At 37.6% G+C, this 18,078-nt stretch carries 16 protein-coding genes and 1 tRNA gene; 8 read left to right on the top strand and 9 right to left on the bottom strand.

Features of this window, described 5'->3' with window-relative positions; translation table 11 throughout:
- Positions 1 to 77: 77 nt before the first annotated feature.
- Positions 78 to 422 carry a DOPA 4,5-dioxygenase family protein gene (locus AC2IP4_RS20415; RefSeq protein ID WP_486310961.1) on the top strand — a complete coding sequence of 115 codons (345 nt, stop codon included), beginning with the start codon at positions 78 to 80 and terminating at the stop codon, positions 420 to 422.
- A 57-nt stretch (positions 423 to 479) separates the two neighbouring features.
- On the opposite strand, the gene AC2IP4_RS20420 is transcribed toward AC2IP4_RS20415, so the two are convergent.
- Positions 480 to 1,709: a hypothetical protein gene (locus AC2IP4_RS20420; RefSeq protein ID WP_486310962.1), complete on the bottom strand. Its 1,230-nt coding sequence runs from the start codon at positions 1,707 to 1,709 to the stop codon at positions 480 to 482.
- 182 nt (positions 1,710 to 1,891) lie between these two features.
- Positions 1,892 to 4,225, bottom strand: a complete 2,334-nt coding sequence (locus AC2IP4_RS20425) for a Lon protease family protein (protein ID WP_486310963.1) — start codon at positions 4,223 to 4,225, stop codon at positions 1,892 to 1,894.
- A gap of 540 nt (positions 4,226 to 4,765) precedes the next feature.
- Here AC2IP4_RS20425 and AC2IP4_RS20430 point away from each other — a divergent pair.
- A complete protein-coding gene (locus tag AC2IP4_RS20430) occupies positions 4,766 to 8,119 on the top strand; it encodes an Ig-like domain-containing protein (protein WP_486310964.1) in 3,354 nt (1,117 codons plus the stop codon).
- A 395-nt stretch (positions 8,120 to 8,514) separates the two neighbouring features.
- On the opposite strand, the gene AC2IP4_RS20435 is transcribed toward AC2IP4_RS20430, so the two are convergent.
- Both AC2IP4_RS20435 and arfA read right to left on the bottom strand, forming a co-directional pair.
- Positions 8,515 to 8,589: transfer RNA gene (locus AC2IP4_RS20435), tRNA-Gly, on the bottom strand.
- A gap of 139 nt (positions 8,590 to 8,728) precedes the next feature.
- Positions 8,729 to 8,929 (bottom strand): ribosome alternative rescue factor ArfA, encoded by a 201-nt coding sequence (arfA, locus tag AC2IP4_RS20440; protein WP_105056120.1) that lies wholly within the window; start codon positions 8,927 to 8,929, stop codon positions 8,729 to 8,731.
- Positions 8,930 to 9,118: 189 nt separating this feature from the next.
- Between arfA and pyrC the strand changes: the two genes are divergently transcribed.
- A complete protein-coding gene (pyrC, locus tag AC2IP4_RS20445; protein ID WP_486310965.1) occupies positions 9,119 to 10,147 on the top strand; it encodes a dihydroorotase in 1,029 nt (342 codons plus the stop codon).
- 97 nt (positions 10,148 to 10,244) lie between these two features.
- Here pyrC and AC2IP4_RS20450 read toward each other — a convergent pair whose 3' ends face one another.
- Entirely contained in the window at positions 10,245 to 11,153 is a 909-nt protein-coding gene (locus tag AC2IP4_RS20450) for an aldo/keto reductase (RefSeq protein ID WP_375320445.1), read from the bottom strand.
- A 242-nt stretch (positions 11,154 to 11,395) separates the two neighbouring features.
- On the opposite strand from AC2IP4_RS20450, the gene AC2IP4_RS20455 reads away from it, so the two are divergent.
- Positions 11,396 to 11,722: a hypothetical protein gene (locus tag AC2IP4_RS20455; RefSeq protein ID WP_375320444.1), complete on the top strand. Its 327-nt coding sequence runs from the start codon at positions 11,396 to 11,398 to the stop codon at positions 11,720 to 11,722.
- Positions 11,723 to 11,768: 46 nt separating this feature from the next.
- On the opposite strand, the gene AC2IP4_RS20460 is transcribed toward AC2IP4_RS20455, so the two are convergent.
- Entirely contained in the window at positions 11,769 to 11,990 is a 222-nt protein-coding gene (locus AC2IP4_RS20460) for a DUF3820 family protein (RefSeq protein ID WP_060992354.1), read from the bottom strand.
- Positions 11,980 to 12,507, bottom strand: a complete 528-nt coding sequence (locus AC2IP4_RS20465; RefSeq protein WP_105056123.1) for an NUDIX hydrolase — start codon at positions 12,505 to 12,507, stop codon at positions 11,980 to 11,982. Before AC2IP4_RS20465 ends, AC2IP4_RS20460 begins: the two co-directional genes overlap by 11 nt.
- A gap of 206 nt (positions 12,508 to 12,713) precedes the next feature.
- Between AC2IP4_RS20465 and AC2IP4_RS20470 the strand changes: the two genes are divergently transcribed.
- From AC2IP4_RS20470 to AC2IP4_RS20480, 3 genes are read left to right on the top strand one after another with little or no spacing between them, the layout of a single operon-like run.
- Positions 12,714 to 13,169, top strand: coding sequence for a c-type cytochrome (locus tag AC2IP4_RS20470; protein WP_105056124.1), 456 nt, complete (start codon positions 12,714 to 12,716; stop codon positions 13,167 to 13,169).
- Positions 13,170 to 13,184: 15 nt separating this feature from the next.
- Positions 13,185 to 13,835, top strand: coding sequence for a cytochrome b/b6 domain-containing protein (locus AC2IP4_RS20475; RefSeq protein ID WP_375320442.1), 651 nt, complete (start codon positions 13,185 to 13,187; stop codon positions 13,833 to 13,835).
- A gap of 17 nt (positions 13,836 to 13,852) precedes the next feature.
- Positions 13,853 to 14,926, top strand: coding sequence for a mechanosensitive ion channel family protein (locus tag AC2IP4_RS20480; protein ID WP_105056126.1), 1,074 nt, complete (start codon positions 13,853 to 13,855; stop codon positions 14,924 to 14,926).
- Between the two features lie 68 nt (positions 14,927 to 14,994).
- Here the strand turns inward: AC2IP4_RS20480 and AC2IP4_RS20485 are convergent, their stop codons facing one another.
- A complete protein-coding gene (locus AC2IP4_RS20485) occupies positions 14,995 to 16,359 on the bottom strand; it encodes a TrkH family potassium uptake protein (RefSeq protein ID WP_486307573.1) in 1,365 nt (454 codons plus the stop codon).
- Positions 16,356 to 17,018, bottom strand: a complete 663-nt coding sequence (locus tag AC2IP4_RS20490; RefSeq protein ID WP_105056128.1) for a potassium channel family protein — start codon at positions 17,016 to 17,018, stop codon at positions 16,356 to 16,358. The genes AC2IP4_RS20485 and AC2IP4_RS20490 overlap by 4 nt, the downstream gene beginning before the upstream one ends.
- Before the next feature lie 331 nt (positions 17,019 to 17,349).
- On the opposite strand from AC2IP4_RS20490, the gene deoD reads away from it, so the two are divergent.
- Positions 17,350 to 18,060 (top strand): purine-nucleoside phosphorylase, encoded by a 711-nt coding sequence (deoD, locus tag AC2IP4_RS20495; RefSeq protein WP_060992347.1) that lies wholly within the window; start codon positions 17,350 to 17,352, stop codon positions 18,058 to 18,060.
- Positions 18,061 to 18,078 lie beyond the last annotated feature (18 nt).

Consider the following 18,078-nt stretch of genomic DNA (forward strand, 5'->3'; position numbering starts at 1 on the left):
ATTCTCATTTAAAATTAACTATAATAAGGCTAAACTTCGGATTGGCCTTTTTTATATTTCCTATTAAAGAAGATAGTATGCACGAATCAGACATCAATGGCTATCATGTTCACGTTTATTTCGATCAAACAAGTATCGATTTTGCTGTTAGTTTAACAAAACAGTTGCATGAGAAATTTGGATACCAATTAGGAAAAGTGAATCAAAAACCTGTCGGACCTCACCCAGTTTGGAGTCGACAAGTTTCTTTCAAGCATCATCATTATGATGAGGTTATGTCATGGCTTACAACGCACAGAGGAGAGCTTTCGATACTTATACATCCTCTCACTGATGATGAATATCTTGATCACACAAAGTCAGCAATATGGTTAGGACAACCAATAAAATTAGACCTTAGTATTTTTACAGAGAAGAACTAAACTAACTTATCTATACTCCTTGTTAGCTTATAAGAACAAGGAGTATAGAGGGGAATATTATTTAGCCAGATAGATAGAAAACTCTTTGCCCAACTTATAATTAGACCATTCCCCCTCTCCCATCGCCTCTAAAAATGCTTTTTTAGCTTCAATAAAAGCTATTTTCTCGCTCATTTTTTTAGTTGAGAAGGTTTTAAATTTATAGCTACTACGAGGTGTTTGTCCAACAATCCCTTTATAAAGGGTTTCACCTTCCATTACTTTGACGACTACACCGACAACATTAGATGATGGATGAACTGCCATAAAATACTTTCCTTTCGCAGATTCAGCTTTTCGTTCTGTCTTATAATTTGCCCAATTATAATTTGCCTTCATTAACGCAACTTTTCTTAATACGTGTGTAGGATGTGTACAGGCGGTAAATTTCTTAAGATAAATTGTCGACCCAGTCTTAACAAACTCTTTTTTAACAATAAAATGAGATTTATCATCAGCTTCAGTCATTAATATTTGTTTTGGTTTTCGTTTAAATTCAAACCATGTTTTCTCAAATTCAGTTTGGCAGCCATCCATTGCTTTTTGAACCATACTGTCACAAATTTCACGCATTTCAAATTTAGACAATGGTGTTGTCGTCAACGTTTTACTTGGTTTAAACATCTTTATGTCAGCATCTTTATTTTGCAAATACGTATCTAAAACGCCCCCAATTGCATTTAGTTCTGCTAAAAAATCACCAAGATCATTAAAATCAATATTATATAAACTACGAGAAAAATTATGAGAACGATAGCAAGATTTACTCTCATGTCGTTCAAAATGGCTATTAACATAGGGAGTGCCATTTATCATCGATAACTTTAATTGAATATTAGGGTGTAAACCTTTATAGGCTGATTTTGCAGTAAATGTTTTTGTTTTACGAGCTGCATCTGCTGTTTCATATTCATCTTGTTCAACAAGTTCAGCAATAGACCATGCGGCCTCAATAATAGCTTCTGAACGCGCATCTATGTCATTTTCTTCATTATCAAAATCTGCGTAATATGCCTTACTGTAATAAGGCTGCCCTTTACGAGCAAAGCGGACTTGTGCAAATTCCATTCGACGGCGCTTAGTCGATTGACCATCATTCCAATTAATACCGATAGGGATCCAATATTCAGTACCTGATATATCAATCTGTTTTACGCGTAACAATAGATTTTCTTCAATATACGTTTTCTTTCCACGCACAATTTGAAATGTACTGAAATCGAGTCGTGGCGATAAAGGGTGGTACATATAAAACCTCTGAACACATAGAGTAAAACAAACTACAAAGAAGGAACTCTTGGAGAAAGAGCCTTTTATTTCATTGTTATCTATTGGTGATTATATCACCGTTTATAATGTGAATTCAATTCTCTTCATAACAATATAAAAAAAGGCATAGAATTGATCCTATGCCTTTTATAAAATACTAATTAACTATTTAATTTTGAACGTATTATATCATATATACCATCACAACTTTCAAGCTCTACAGAAAACCCTGTAAATAGCTCAATAGCCTCACTCACATGTTTTACTGGCCAAATAGTAAAGAAGCCCTTTTCTATCGCTTGCGTTATTTCGCTGTTTAACATTAAATTTTGAACATTAGATTGAGGAATAATAACGCCTTGTGACGACTTCAATCCCTTAATCTTACATACCTGATAAAAGCCTTCTATTTTCTCATTTACCCCGCCAATAGGCTGAGCTTCACCGAATTGATTCATTGAACCTGTAATTGCAATATCTTGACGAATAGGCATACCTGAAAAGGCTGAAATAATAGAGCAAAACTCAGCCATGGATGCGCTATCTCCATCAACACCACCATAAGATTGTTCAAATGCTAAACACGTTTTTAATGGTATTGTTTTCTCGCTACCAAATAACGATGCTAAATAGGCACTAAGGATAAACACTCCTTTTGAATGGATACTTCCACCTAACTCAACTTTTCTTTCAATATCAAAAACTTCACCTTTGCCAAAAGAGGTAGTCGCCGTAATTCTATTTGGCATACCGAATTGATGATTTGATGTCGATAGTACCGATAACGCATTGACTTGCCCGACGACTCCTCCCTCTATTTCCATCAAAGTAGTGCCATTTACAAAGCTTTGCATAACTCCATCTTGCACTCGATTTACTCTATGCTCTTTATTCGCCAAAGCTTGTTCAACATGTTTCAAGCGGATCATGTTCGAGTTAGCAGCCCTTGCTATATAATTCGTTTCTTTTAATAAATTAGAAATATCAGCAGAATGCAAAGACAGGCGATTTTGATCGCCAGCTTGACGTGAACTGTATTCAATAATTCGCTCTATCGCCTTCTTATCGCACTGCAGCATTTTCCCATCATGGACAATACTTGAGATAAATTGAGCATAATGAAACTCTGATGCGTCTGTTCTTGGCATATCATCTTCAAAATCAGCCGTAACTTTAAATAATTCACCAAACTCTGAATCATAATGTTGAAGTAGCTGGTACGTTTGATAATCACCAAATAAAATAATTTTTACATTTAATGGAATAGGTTCAGGCTCGAGAGAAACCGTTCCGGATAATGTCACCTCTTTTTCAAGTGAACTTAAATTTAAATTTTGGGAGCGTAACGCGCGCTTTAAACCGTCCCACACATACGGACGCTCTAGCACTTTAACTGCATCCATTAATAGAACTCCTCCATTAGCTTTATGTAGGCTACCTGGACGAATCAATGAAAAATCAGTAAAAACGGTACCTTTAAACGTCGCGTTTTCAATATAACCGAACAAATTATGATAGCTCGGACTCTCTTCTACAATCAAAGGGAAATGATCGTTTTTCTGACTAACAATTAAATTAATTTGATAACGACGCGGCAGCTTTTTCTCCAAAGAAGCATACGCTAACTCTGCATCCTCATTGCCTTCTTGAAGAAACACATCAAAATTTTCAAGAATATCTTTTTCCATCTCTTTTAAATGTTGAGAGATTACTTTTGATTCTTGGTATTTATCTTTAATCGCTTCAAGGTTAACTGATAATACTCGAGTCACTACCTCTTCATTTAGCTTTTCTATTTTATCCGAATATTTATCTTCCCACTCCGCAAGCTGACGAACTAAGCTGCGTAGTTTGATTTCTAACTCATCAATAATTGACTCAAGTTGACGCTGTTCTTGTCTATCTAAAGCATCAAAGCTATCTTCTGTGTGTAACTCTTCACCATTCATTGCAATAAATTGATAGTCACCTTGAGTTGTTACAGCTAGGCTAATGCCTTTGCTTTTGGCCTCTTTAGTCAATGATCCCAGTAACGATTCTTGTTTATCTGCCAATTGGTTCTTTAATGTGCCAGTTCGTGTGTAATAAAGCTCATTATCAAACGCAAGTGGAATTGCTTTCACTAACTTAATCGTAATTTTTTCAATTTCTTTCTTAAAGTTTAAACCACTACCAACAGGCAGCATTAATACTTTTGGCGTTCGAGTATCATCAAAGTTAGTAACATAGCACCAATCATATAATCCGTTACCAACTGGGTTGTGTCGTTTTAAATAACGTAACACCATGGTTCTCTTACCGAGGCCATTCTGGCCTACCGCATAAATATTATAACCACGATCGGGAATCGACATAGCAAACTCAACCGCTTGTTGGGCTCGATCTTGTCCTACGATTTCATCTATTGGAGTAATGTATTTGGTTGATTTACAGGTGTTCTCATCTAGGTTAGCTGAACGATAAACTTGCTTATGCGTGAGAGGTAAAGTAGACATAAGGCGACCTCTTATTTTGTTATGATTTTCATCAGTATAGATTGAAAATCATAACAATTAAGTGACCTACGTTTAACTATTTGAAAAATTTACATTTTTTAAATTAAGAAAATACAACGTAATTAAGCATGAACTCACAATCATGTTTTATTAAAAATATATAAATAACCTAATACCGTGCGACTTACACGCTTACATGTCTAAAATTCAAACAACAAAAAACTGACTTTCACGTCAAAAAACAGACACATAACACATTAAACTTAAAATACCAACAGGCCCCTGGAAGCAATATCACACTTTTATAAATTTAAGATATCCTTAAAATTTCTTCTGGTTAAAATGCCCGAAAATTCAGCTTGGCTATTAATTTAATATTAATATGTGAATTTTGTATGGGCCGATTTAAGGTTTCTTTCCAATAATAGTAGTTTAAACAGAGACCTTTACGTAACAGAATAATAAGACAACCGACCCATCGCCCACCTTTAATACCTAATAAATTTATCTAGATAAGATGAATAAAAAGAAGAAAAAGCAGTGATAAAAATAAATAAAGTAACAGCCGCTATTACTAGCGTTATGTTCAGTGGGTATCTATATGCCGCTGATGTCAATTTCACGTCTAACATTGTTACTTTTGTTCCTGGTGAAACAAAAGTTCAAAATGGAGATATGGTTTCTTTTAATGGTGACTGCTTTGTTGCTAAAAATAACCCAGGCGTGTGGGAGTCTCCAACTTCAGACTCATGGTTTTGGGATACAGCAGTTTGTTCTGGTGAACCTGGTCCAGATCCTGACCCAACTCCAGATCCAGATTTAGGCGATGTTATTCCATTTATCCCAGGTAAAACTCAAGTTTCAAATGGCGATGTGGTTTCATACGAGAACCAATGTTTTATCGCTCAAAACAACCCAGGTGTTTGGGAAACGCCAAGCGCAAGTTCGTGGTTCTGGTCACTAACTGAATGTTCTGATGAACCAGGCGAGCCTGAGCCAGAACCAGAACCAGAAGAAACAGAACTGTCTATTCTTGCACCAACAGCTGGTCAAGTTATTCAAGCAAATGAAATGATTGCTATCAATGCACATGTTGATGGTAACCAAGCAGCTAAAGTTGAGTTTTGGGTAAACAACACAAAACTAGCTGAAAAAGCAGTTAACGAGAACAACACTCAGTACTCTCACGCTTGGACTCCAGTTGAAGCAGGCAATGCGGTAGTTAACGTATTTGTATTCGATAAAAATAACCAAAAAATCGAACAAAAATCAGTATCTGTTGTTGTAGAAGCTGAAGTAACTGAAGATTTCGTTGCACCTGTAGTTAAGTTTGTTACTCCAACAAACGGCTCGACAATCAACGTAACTGAAAGCGTTGCTATCTCTGTTAATGCTACAGATGCAGATAACGATTTGACAACACTGGTTGTTACTGCAAACAACAAAGAAATCTGTTCGTTTGATGCTGCTAATACCAACACTTTTGCGTGTGATTTTCAGCCTACTCAAGCTGGTAACGTAACACTGAAAGCTATCGCTACTGATGCTCAAGATCTTTCATCTACAGCAAGTGTAAAAATCACTGTTGAAGAAGATGTGGTTGAGCCACCTGTAGAGCCGCCTGTAACTCCAGGTGACTTATGTAAAGACTTTAATGTTTACCCTGACTGGACACGTGGTGATCACGCGACTGGCGGTGACATCATGGTTAATAAAAACATCGCTTATTCTGCGATCTACTGGACTAAATCTGTTCCTGGTAGCGATGATTCATGGGCACTTCACCTAAATTGTGATGGTACAGAACCGGGTACAGCACCGCTTCTTTCTCTACCAAACCCAATGGATCCTGTTCGTCTAGAAGTCGCTGGTTGGCCAAACACGTTAGTTGTTGCTAGCCCATCGTCTGCGGCACCAGCAATGCTAACTATTGAAGCAAGCAACAGTGCTGATTTAGCTGATTTTGATAAACTAACAAGTACGTTTGTATCTATCATTAATGAAGCTGCACAAGCTGGTTCTGCATCAATCATCATCAACACTGATGTTCTTGATCAAGCAACGCAAGATAAAGCATTATCTTCAAACAGCATTGCGGTTAAAGAAGCGCTAACTAAAGCGATGGATATCACTGGCAACAAGATTGACATCGACGATATCAACGCGCTTAGCAATGACTTGAAAGGCTGGGCTAATGCGCACCACCTAATCATCTCTACGCTAGCACCAGAAGCGAACTACGGTTGGTCTCTAAGCATTGGTGATTTCGCGTTTGATACTCACTCTGGCAGACAATCTGTTTGGGATGAAGCATCTAACTACAGCGCTGATCTACTAGACAAACTAGAGTTGTTCAAAGCAGATGTTGCAACTAAAGCTGATTTCATTGCGTTCACTAAGTCAAGCTCAACAGCAGCTCTAACTAGCGACCAGTGGCATAATGCTCTAGAGTACGTTAAGCAAGTTTCTGATTTTGTTAAAACACCTGTAATGCTAAACAATATCCCTACAGATCAAGCTTCTGCTTATTTTATGGGTGATAATGCAAGCAAACCACAAGTGCGTAAAGCAGCATTCAGCAACGTATTTGCTATCGTATTTGATAAAGATACAGCAAAATTAACGGCTGAAATCGAAGAATACAAAAAAGCTAAAATGCCACTGTACTATGTTGGTGAATCAACAGAAAATGGCCAATTAACTATCATTGATGCGTTAAACCGTGAATTGGCTGACGCTGAAGATACAATGAACAACACGGCATTCTTGTACGAAACGCCTCAATCACAATGGGTTCCGTCTACTGTTTATAAGTGGGCTGATTTCATGACTGGTCTGAACGCAATGCATAATGTTGGTGTTGCTGGTAACAAGTTCTGGCTACTAGATGAAAACGTTGATGATGCAACTAACATCAAATACGCGAAAGTAGCGATTGCTGCGTTCTTAGCACAGAGTATGCAAGAAACGATTCGTTACAACGCATGTGATGAGAACAACTGGGCTGAAATTAGATACGGTGCTGCAACAGATTACCCAATGTCAGCGAGCTGTGGTCAACTTGGTCAAAAATATGCAGATTACGGTGTAAACCCTGTTTCTGGTTTGGATCACGCTTACTCTTGTCCTCGTGATAACAAAATGGAAGTAAGTGCACTGACTCACGCTAAATGGTACGGCGCACCAGCTCCTGTATTTGCTGCTCCAAATGCAGTGCTTGAAGAGCGCGGTCTGCTTGTTAACGGTAGCGTTGGTCGTTGGACTAACAGCGGTCACTGTAACGACGTACCTACTTCTGTAGATACATCTAAGCAAGTATGGGAACGTGATACATGTAAAACATACGTAGATCAAAAAGCAGGTAGCTTTATTTGGGATGGCAGCAGCCAAGCTGACGTTGAAGGTTGTGGTTGGTGGGGCCGTGGTGTAATTCAAACTACTGGTCGTCAAAATTTCGGTACGCTTAACCATTATTTAGGTCGCTCACACGTTGACCCTGAGACAATTGGTAAAACAATTGATGGTGTTGTTGTTGAAGCGCCACCAGAGAACCCGTTATACGCTGAGTTAGATTTCTGTTCAAACCCAGGCTTAATTTGTAGCTCTGAAGAGAATAAAGAAATCAAGTGGATTGCAGGTCTATTCTACTGGGTTACTTCAGTACAAGCATACCCTGATGAGTCTGGTCAGTACGGTAACTGGAACTACCACAACGAACTTAAGAAATATGTTGATAGCGGTATGAAAGGTACTGAGTTTATCGATGATGTTTCTGGTATCGTAAACCGTGGTTGTCCTGATTTAGTGTGTTCTACTGGTGAAGTTCATAACGTTAAAGAACGTCGTGCTAACTTTAAACTGGTTCTAGAGCAACTAGGTCTAAACCCACAATAATTTGGTTACGTTATCTAACATATCTAAATGAATAAGAACCCTACTTTTCGAAGTGGGGTTCTTTTTTATTCACTCATCATTGTTAATCTGCGTTCAACAACCTAAACATATTGGTTCAATACCAGTTGGAAGCATGATTATCAGCCCACAATGTGGACAAAGATCGCCTTGAGTTAACATAGATCTTCCTCATTTATTGATAACTTGTTTTACAATAGATTATAGAATAGCTTACTTCTTAAAGCTGATTAATAGCAGTTAGAGTGGTATCAGAAAAATAAAGCACTTTACTACCTCAAATGCCAGATACGACAAAACACGCCATTAAGCGTATCATTTTCAATAAGTTGGAATGTTAAAACAGGAACAATCTCTTGAGGAGGATAAAAAGAGATTGGAGCGTACAGCGGGAATCGAACCCGCATCATCAGCTTGGAAGGCTGAGGTAATAGCCATTATACGATGTACGCAAATCGTCGAACGAGATAGATAATGCCACACTTAGCGCAGAGGTAAAGATCTTTTTTCATTTCAATAAGTTAAATGGTGGATATTTGTTCAATTAGCAATAAAAACTGAACTTAGATCACAAAAAACCTATTCAAAAACTTACGCGGCTTTTGAATAGGGTTCTTTAAACCCTTTGTGTTTTTCTTTTCTTAAAAAACTCCCCTTTCCTTTTTTCGCCTTCATTACTCTGGTAGAAAATAATGAACTCGTTACAACTGCTTTTAATGCGTTGTCTTTAATCACGCCTCGGCCATGATCAAACTCAGAAGTTGCTTTAACTTCTTTTTTGCTCTTCTTCATAAACACTTACTCTCTCTGTATAAAAACTGAACGCATTGTCTTTTCTTTTACCTTTTAAGTCAAATTTGTTACTAATTTTGACTTAATCCTATTCGTTCTATTCATTTTGCTTTAGAATCCTTTCGCCTAAGCAAACGATTAACTCGATAACACTTAGGCTCTTATTTCTTTTTCTGGTGGGAGCAGCAAATGACAACTTTAACAATTATTCGCCCTGATGATTGGCATTTACATCTACGTGATGGTGACGTATTAACTGACACTGTACGTGATTCTGGCCGTTATAATGGCCGCGCATTAATTATGCCAAACCTAGTTCCTCCAGTAACAACCACAGAACAAGCGCTTAACTACCGTGAACGCATCCAAACCGTAAATTCATCTGATACCTTTGCTCCAATCATGTCTCTATACTTAACAGAAAAGACAACATCAGATGAGATCCGTAAAGCGAAAGCAACAGGTCATATTGTTGCTGCTAAACTTTATCCTGCTGGTGCAACAACCAATTCAGATTCTGGCGTAAGTGACGTTAGCAAAGTTTACCCTGTATTAAAAACGATGCAGGAAGAAGGTATGCTACTTCTTATCCATGGTGAAGTAACGACACATGATGTTGATATTTTTGATCGTGAAAAGACTTTCCTTGATACTGTATTAGCACCTATCGTTAATGATTTCCCTGAGTTAAAAGTTGTTCTAGAGCACATCACAACTAAAGATGCGGCTGATTTTGTTAAAAACGCAGGTCCAAACGTTGCAGCAACAATTACGGCACACCACTTATTGTTTAACCGTAACCACATGTTAGTTGGTGGTATTAAGCCTCACTTCTACTGCTTACCAATCTTAAAGCGTAACACCCATCAGCAAGCTTTAGTTGAAGCAGCAACAAGCGGTAATCCTAAATTCTTTATCGGTACAGACTCTGCACCACATGCGAAAGACAAAAAAGAAGCAGCTTGTGGTTGTGCTGGTTCTTATACTGCTCACGCATCGATTGAATTGTATGCTGAAGTATTTGATAACGAAGGTAAATTAGAAAACCTTGAAGCATTCGCAAGCTTCAACGGCCCTGATTTTTACAACCTTCCTCGCAATACAGATACTATTACTCTTGTGAAAGAAGCGTGGATCGCTCCTGAAACAATGACATTTGGTAATGACTTTGTTGTGCCAATTCGTGCAGGTGAAGCGATTGAATGGTTAGTTAGTTAAATAAGTACGATACTATTTAATTAAGTAAAAACGTAAATAAAAATGGGATGCCAATTAGCATCCCATTTTTGTATCTGGTTGATTCTGAGAACTCTCTCTATGGCACACCGTGGCCTTTTGACTCAACCCACACACGATACCATTGCTCACGAGTTAAATTAATATCCATCGCATCAACAGCCGCTTGCACACGTTCAATTTTACCGGAGCCAATAATTGGTAATGGCTTTGAAGGTAACTTACGCACCCAAGCATAAATCACTTGCTCAATACTCTTAGCACCCACTTCTTCTTTTAGCTCTTCAAGGACTTTACGAACACGAATCGCTTGCTCAGATTGTCCAGAGAAAATCTCTCCACCTGCCAAGCACGACCATGCCATTGGCTTAATACGGTTCATTTGCAGTTGATCAAGCGTACCATCATCCGCCACTTCAAAATTAAGTGGGTTAATCTCAACTTGATTCGTCACTAATGGTTTATCAAGACGTGATTGTAATAAATCAAAATGGTTTGGTGTGAAGTTAGAAACACCAAAATGCTTAACTTTGCCTTCTTTCTGCAGTTGATTAAATGTATCGGCAACTTCATCTGCATCCATTAATACATCTAAGCGGTGAATCAAGAGTACATCAATTTCAGAAATATTAAGACGAGTAAGTGAGTTATTTACAGAGCTAATAATGTGCTCTTTTGATGTATCGTAATGATTAATTTTTCGGTTCGGAAATTCTGGTGTGCATAGGTTTATATCGCACTTAGTAATAATTTCTATTTGATCACGGACTGAAGGTTCTAACGCTAGAGCCTCTCCAAATAAACGCTCACATTGATAACCGCCATAAATATCAGCGTGATCAACGGTTGTAATACCTAATTCAATGTGCTGCTTTAAGAAGTTTAATCGTTGTGCTGGTGTCATTCCCCATTCAGAGAGTCTCCAATACCCTTGAATTAACTCTGACAATTCAGGACCTTGCGCTGCAATCGTTGTTTTCTTAATCATTATATTCTCCGTTGTGTTATCTTATAGTAGATTTCTACCCTAAGAGTTACAGTGATACAGATCGGAAAATCAACATAATGAGTAAGTAGTTGTATTTAATAATCTCCATATCTTTACGCATCAAGCTCATAAATAAAGTGATTACTCAAAGACAAAGTACATTTATTTTCTTATAATCTCCAAGCTCAATATATTGTAAAAGTCAAAACAAAAAGACAATTAAACATAAGGTCCATAACATTATGATAAAAAAGCACTTTTATGCCTTATCATTCGCATTTATTTCATTTAATTCTCTGGCTGATATTGTCGCCACACCTGAAAATGAAGATATTTGCAAACAGAAGTATGTAAAGGAAGTGTTTGATCAACAAGTTCAATACAGCAATTCTCAGAATACAGCTCAAGTACGAAGAACCGCTGAGCGCCATATTGATCGATCACGTGAAGTTTATAATGAAACAAATAGCTTTTGTTCTGCGCTAAGTTATTTGCGCAATGAGGCATCAGAAGATGAACTCCTTGATGATTTCAAGCGAGCTAAAGTTGGTGAGTCTCAATTCAAATAAATAGATATAGAGCACGAATGACAAACATTTATGCTCTATGGTTAATTTATCGTTTATATTTTAAAGGTCGAATGACTTCATCTAAACCTTCAATTTTCATTGCTAAGCATAATGCCATTAACTCCCCTAGCTCCCCTTTTGGAAAACCATCTTTTCGTTCAAACCATAAAAGATATTCTTCAGGAAGATCGATAAGCACACGACCTGCGTACTTACCAAACGGCATTTTCATTTGAGTCAGCTTAAGTATTTGTTCTTTACTGAACATGCAGTCGCTCTTTTACAATAAGGTGAAGCAAAAAGGTTTCACGCTCTATACTCATGCCTTTTTTCTCACTATGAGTAATAATGTTTTCATTATGAGCTATCGCTTCATGGATATTAATCCAAACAGGTTTCATACCATTACGAATTTCATAGCTTTCATAATTAGTATCCCCTAATTCCTTGTCTGCATCGCAAGTATAACAATATGAAATCATGTGCAATACATTACATTCATGTTTATACCAAGGACGAAACTCTTCATAGATACCAAATGGTTCTATATTTGAAATATTCTTAGCACCGGTTTCTTCTTCTATTTCTCGAACTAGTCCTGCAATGACGTCTTCACCATCATCTATTCCACCACCAGGTAAAGAATAATCATGGTAGCGCTCTGTATATAAAAGAAGAATGTCTTCACCTTTCAATATAATAGCGCGAGTTGCATTACGTTGGAGAATTTTTTGATTATCTAAACGATCTAGATCTGGATGCGTTGTAATATTTAAAATGCGCATAAAAACGAACAAGCCTACTTATAAAAATAACCATCTTATTATACGCACTTTGTTTTTTGATGCAGCCATCAAATTATCCATCTTTTTTGTGCGGCTTTGCACAAAGTGTAAAGAATGTGTAAATGTTGTGATACTTAACTACTTCTTTTAACGATCATTTCATATAATAAAGGCTTAAAATAATTACAATTCAAGGAAGTCTCAACATGAAAAAAATTCAAGCAATGGTCATCGCTTCTACTCTTTTTGCTACAACGTCTGTTTTAGCACACACTTTTGATGAACCAAACAAAGCCATTAAATACCGCCAAGCTGCTTTTACTATGATTGCAGGTAATGTCAGTGAAATGGGTGATATGGTCAAAGGTAAAACAGAATGGAGCGACGTGATTTTTGCTAAGCGAGCGAATCAATTATCTCAGCTAACACTAATGCCACTAGATGCATTTTATGTTGAAGGCTCAGATAAAGGTAAAACAAACGCATTACCAGAAGTATGGAAAAACTTCCCTGATTTTGAAGCTCGTTTAGCTCAATTTCAAGAAGATGCCGCAGCACTAGCCAGTATTTCAGGTAAAGGAGATAAAGCTGCAATCCGTAAAGCATTTGGCAAAACAGTGAAAAACTGTAAAGCCTGCCATACTGATTACAAAGCAAAGTAACGACAAAGGAAATTCATGAAAATCTGGGATAGTTTTATCCGAGTTTATCATTGGAGCCAAGTAGCATTACTTGGCTCACTTTGGTATACCGCGGAAGAAGGTTTGATGGAATGGCATTTTACGCTTGCTTACCTTTTAATGGCTTTATTAGGGACAAGAATTGTTTGGGGAGTTATTGGCAGTGATACCGCTAAGTTCTCACATTTTGTCACTTCACCTAAAAAAGCAATTAATTACTTATCAATAGAGAAAAAAGAAAAGTTATCTCATTCTATTGGACATAATCCTGCCGGTGGCTACATGGTACTAGGGCTATTCTTCCTACTATCGTTGCAATTAGTCACAGGGTTATTCAGTAATGATGATATTCTTTCTGAAGGTCCCCTTACCTCATTAGTTAGCTATGATATGAGCGGCTTTTTAACTCAAATACACCATCAAAATTTTGATGTTCTTCTTGGGTTTATTGGTTTGCACATTGCTGCTGTGTTCTTTTATAGACTCAAAGGCATCAATTTAATCAAGCCAATGCTAACGGGAAACGCAGAACTTTCTGGAAATAGTCCAAAAATGAAGCATTCTATTTTTGCATGGCTTATTTTTGCGATGATATTTCTGATTATCTACTTTTTTTGGGCAAGCGAAGTGATAAGCTATCTTTTTTAAATAAAAGAGAACTATCAATGACTCGCTTCCTTGATTGGTGGAATACCCTATTAGAATTTAAAGATCACGATTGGGCACAAAACATAATCGTGATCTCTTTATTCAGTGCTTTTCTTTGGCTATCTTGGCGCATTATTGTTCAGCGCTTGCATCGTATAGCAATAAAAACTCAACTCCCTTGGGATGATGCTGTCATTACAGCCATCTCTTCACCTATTACACTCATTATTTGGTTGTGGCCTGCTACCGCTTCATTAAAGATTCTACTTACTGTCCATACCCGCTTCAGCACGACTTGGTTGCCAGAATTACAAGTGTTCATTCTGGTTTGGAGTTTCATTTGGTCTGCATTAAGATTAACTTCGTTAATAGAGAAGCAAGTTTTATTAAATCCTAAACACGATGAAACAACCGTACTTGCTTTAGGGAAAGTCAGTCGCCTTATATTTATCTCATTAGGCCTTCTATCGTTAATGCAAGGCATGGGATTAAGCTTATCCGGTTTGCTAACCTTTGGTGGTGTGGGTGGCTTAGTTGTCGGTCTAGCTGCAAAAGACTTATTATCTAACTTCTTTGGTGGCATGATGATCTATTTCGATCGTCCATTTAAAGTTGGGGATTGGATCCGTTCTCCTGACCGTTCTTTAGAAGGAACTGTTGAGCGTATTGGTTGGCGTATGACAGTGATCAGAACGTTTGATAAACGCCCCCTCTATGTGCCTAATTCAGTATTTAGTAATATCGTAGTAGAAAACCCATCAAGAATGCTGAATCGCCGTATAAAAGAAGACATTGGTATTCGCTATAACGATCTTAAAAATATAGAGCTTATTGTAAATGATGTAAAAACGATGCTGATTGAACATAGTGATATTGATTCAAATCAAACACTCATCGTCAATTTTAATGGATTTGGCCCATCGTCATTGGATTTACTGGTATATACCTTTACCAAAACAGTTAATTGGATTGAGTACCATAATGTAAAACAAGATGTCTTAATTAAAATTGGGGATATTATCGCACGACACGATGCTGAAATCGCCTTCCCTACTCAAACGCTTAAAATAGAGCAGCTACCCGTAGAGTAGAATCATCCAATATAAAAAGGGCATCACATTATGTGGATGCCCTTTTCTATTAGCATTATGCTTTAGAATTAACCCGTTAATACATTCTCTTCAGGGTATTTCACGCGCGATGTCTCTGGTCTTGCAAGCATATAGGCTAAGGTTAACGGCCCGATACGGCCAATAACCATCACAATAACCATGATAAACTTACCAGGCTCTGAAAGTTCAGCGGTTAAACCTGCCGTTAAACCCACGGTCGCAAAGGCTGAAATAACTTCAAACATCACCTTATCAAATCCCGTATTCTCAGTAAGCATTAATGAAAACATAGCAATTGAAAGCAGCGACCCACTCACCACAATAATAGCCAACGATTTAGTCACAATCGGCCAACTCACGGTTCTTTTAAACATCACCACATGCTTTTTCTGACGTAAAAAAGTCCATGTTGCAACTGCAGCTACGGTAATGGTCGACACTTTTAGTCCGCCACCGGTAGAGGTTGACCCTGCACCAATGAGCATCAATATAATCATAATAAACAGCGCAGGTTGCGTGAAGTGGGTTAAATCTACACTGTTAAAACCCGCAGTACGCGCACTTGCTGATTGGAAAAATGCCGCTAACCATTTATCACCTGTTGATAATGACGCTAATGTGCTTGGATTATTATATTCAAGTACATAGAAAAATAAGGTGCCGACAACTAACAGCGTTGGCGTTGCAATAATCATTATTTTGGTATGCAATTGAAGACGGCTAAAGCCTTTTGAGCTGTTCTTAACTAAATCGACGATAACCGTAAAGCCTAAACCACCACCAATAAACAAACACGATAAAGTAAAAATCACCAACGGATCACCCACATAGCCCATTAAGCTATCTGAGAATAAGGAGAAACCTGCATTATTAAATGCCGAAATTGAGTGAAACGCGGCATAGAATAAGCCTTTGGTTAAACCGAGATCAGGGACCCAACGAAAAGAAAGAATGATCATCCCTATCAGCTCTGCAATTAGAGCAAAACAAATAATACTTTTTATCAACTTACGTAGATTCACTTTCTTTTCTTGACCTAATGCCTCTTTTGCCAATGCTTGTTGACGAAGACTTAAACGTAGGCCAAATACATAAAGTAAAACCGCAGATAAAGTCATTTGACCAAGGCCACCAATTTGCATCAAAAACATTAAAACGATTTTACCACTTATCGTAAAATGAGACCCGGTATCAACGACACCAAGACCTGTCACACTGATTGCGGAAGTCGCTGTAAATAATGCATCCATGAAACTTAAACCTGTGACTGAAAACACAGGTAATGTCAGTAATACCGCAGACGGCAATAAAATAGCTAAAAACGAAAAAAGAATGATCCTCGGTTCAGACCATTCCTTTGCTTTTCGGCTATTCTTTATTGGAAATAAACCACGTTTAGGTAAATAGCTCATAAGCTTCTAATTTTTTTAGCTAGTTTATCTTCAGGGCCAACAATAATAAGAATATCTCCTATCTCTAGTACCTTGCTATACTCTGGTGCTGTCTCTATTTCAGGACCACGTTTAAGAGCTAAAATTTTCACATCAGACATTTGACAAAAATCTAACTGACCGAGTGATTTGCCCATATTCTTACCACCAACCACAATTTCAGTCATTGCAAGACCACTACCCAGTTGATGAAACTCAAATACTCTCCTATCTAGCATTTTTCTTGCAACACGTATTCCCATGTCTCTTTCTGGCAAGATAATATGATCAGCTCCAATTTTAGTTAAAATCTTCGCGTGAAACTTATCGTTCGCTTTTACCCATACTGTTTTAACGCCGGCTTCTTTCAATACTAACGTCGTTAATATGCTCGCGTTAATATCAGAACCAATGGCAACCATTACCATGTCATATTCATCAAGCTTTAGCTCTGAAATAGTTTCTTCATTCGCGCAATTAGCCACAATCGCGGTAGACACAAAGTCAGTCGCCTTTTTCACTCGCTCTTCATTAATATCAATCGCGAGCACTTGTGAACCGTATTGATGCAACTCTTCACACACGGTTAAACCAAAACGACCTAAGCCGATTACTGCGTATTGTTTATTCTTTGCTTCCATCGAATTCACTCACTTATTTCACTATGATAAAAATAACCTCTGGCATCATCCTCCTAGAAGGTAATAAGTTCAATCTAATTGAGAATTAAGAATAATAAAACTCAAACTATGTATTAAAGCTAAGACCCGCGCAAAAGGTTACGATTGCTCAAACACTTTCAACATTTTTAGTTATCAATATTGAAAATAATGTAGAATCAACAAAAAAATGTGACTTAAATCTCATGACACCTTAAAATATAGGTCTAAAATAGCCACATATCGAGTAAGAACGTTCAACATTTTTAGTTACACTGAATTTAATTTCAATATTTAGACTGGAGACCTTATTATGGCTACCCCACACATTAATGCACAAGTTGGTGATTTCGCAGAAACAGTTTTAATGCCTGGAGATCCATTGCGCGCAAAATTCATTGCTGAAAACTTCTTAGAAGACGTAACGCAAGTATGTGATGTACGTAATATGTTTGGTTACACAGGTACTTACAAAGGTAAAAAAGTATCGGTCATGGGTCACGGTATGGGTATCCCATCATGCTGTATCTATGTTCATGAATTAATTGCTGAATTCGGTGTTAAGAACGTGATTCGCGTTGGTAGCTGTGGCGCTGTACATGATGACGTTAAATTAATGGACGTTGTCATTGGTATGGGCGCATCTACGGATTCAAAAGTAAACCGCATTCGCTTCAATAATCATGACTTCGCAGCAATTGCTGATTTCGGCTTACTAGAAACAGCGGTTGGTCAAGCTCGCGAATTAAATGTTCCAGTAAAAGTTGGTAATGTATTCTCAGCAGACCTTTTCTACTCTCCAGAAGCTGATCTGTTCGACAAAATGGAAAAATTAGGCATCCTTGGTGTTGATATGGAAGCTGCAGGCATTTATGGTGTAGCCGCTGATTTAGGAGCAAAAGCCCTAACAATTCTAACGGTTTCAGACCATATCAAACGTGGTGAAAAACTAAGTTCTGAAGATCGTCAAAAGTCATTCAATGACATGATGACTGTAGCACTAGAAACAGCGATTAAATTATAATCATGTTTGTGCCAGTAT

Source organism: Aliivibrio thorii (assembly GCF_057368585.1).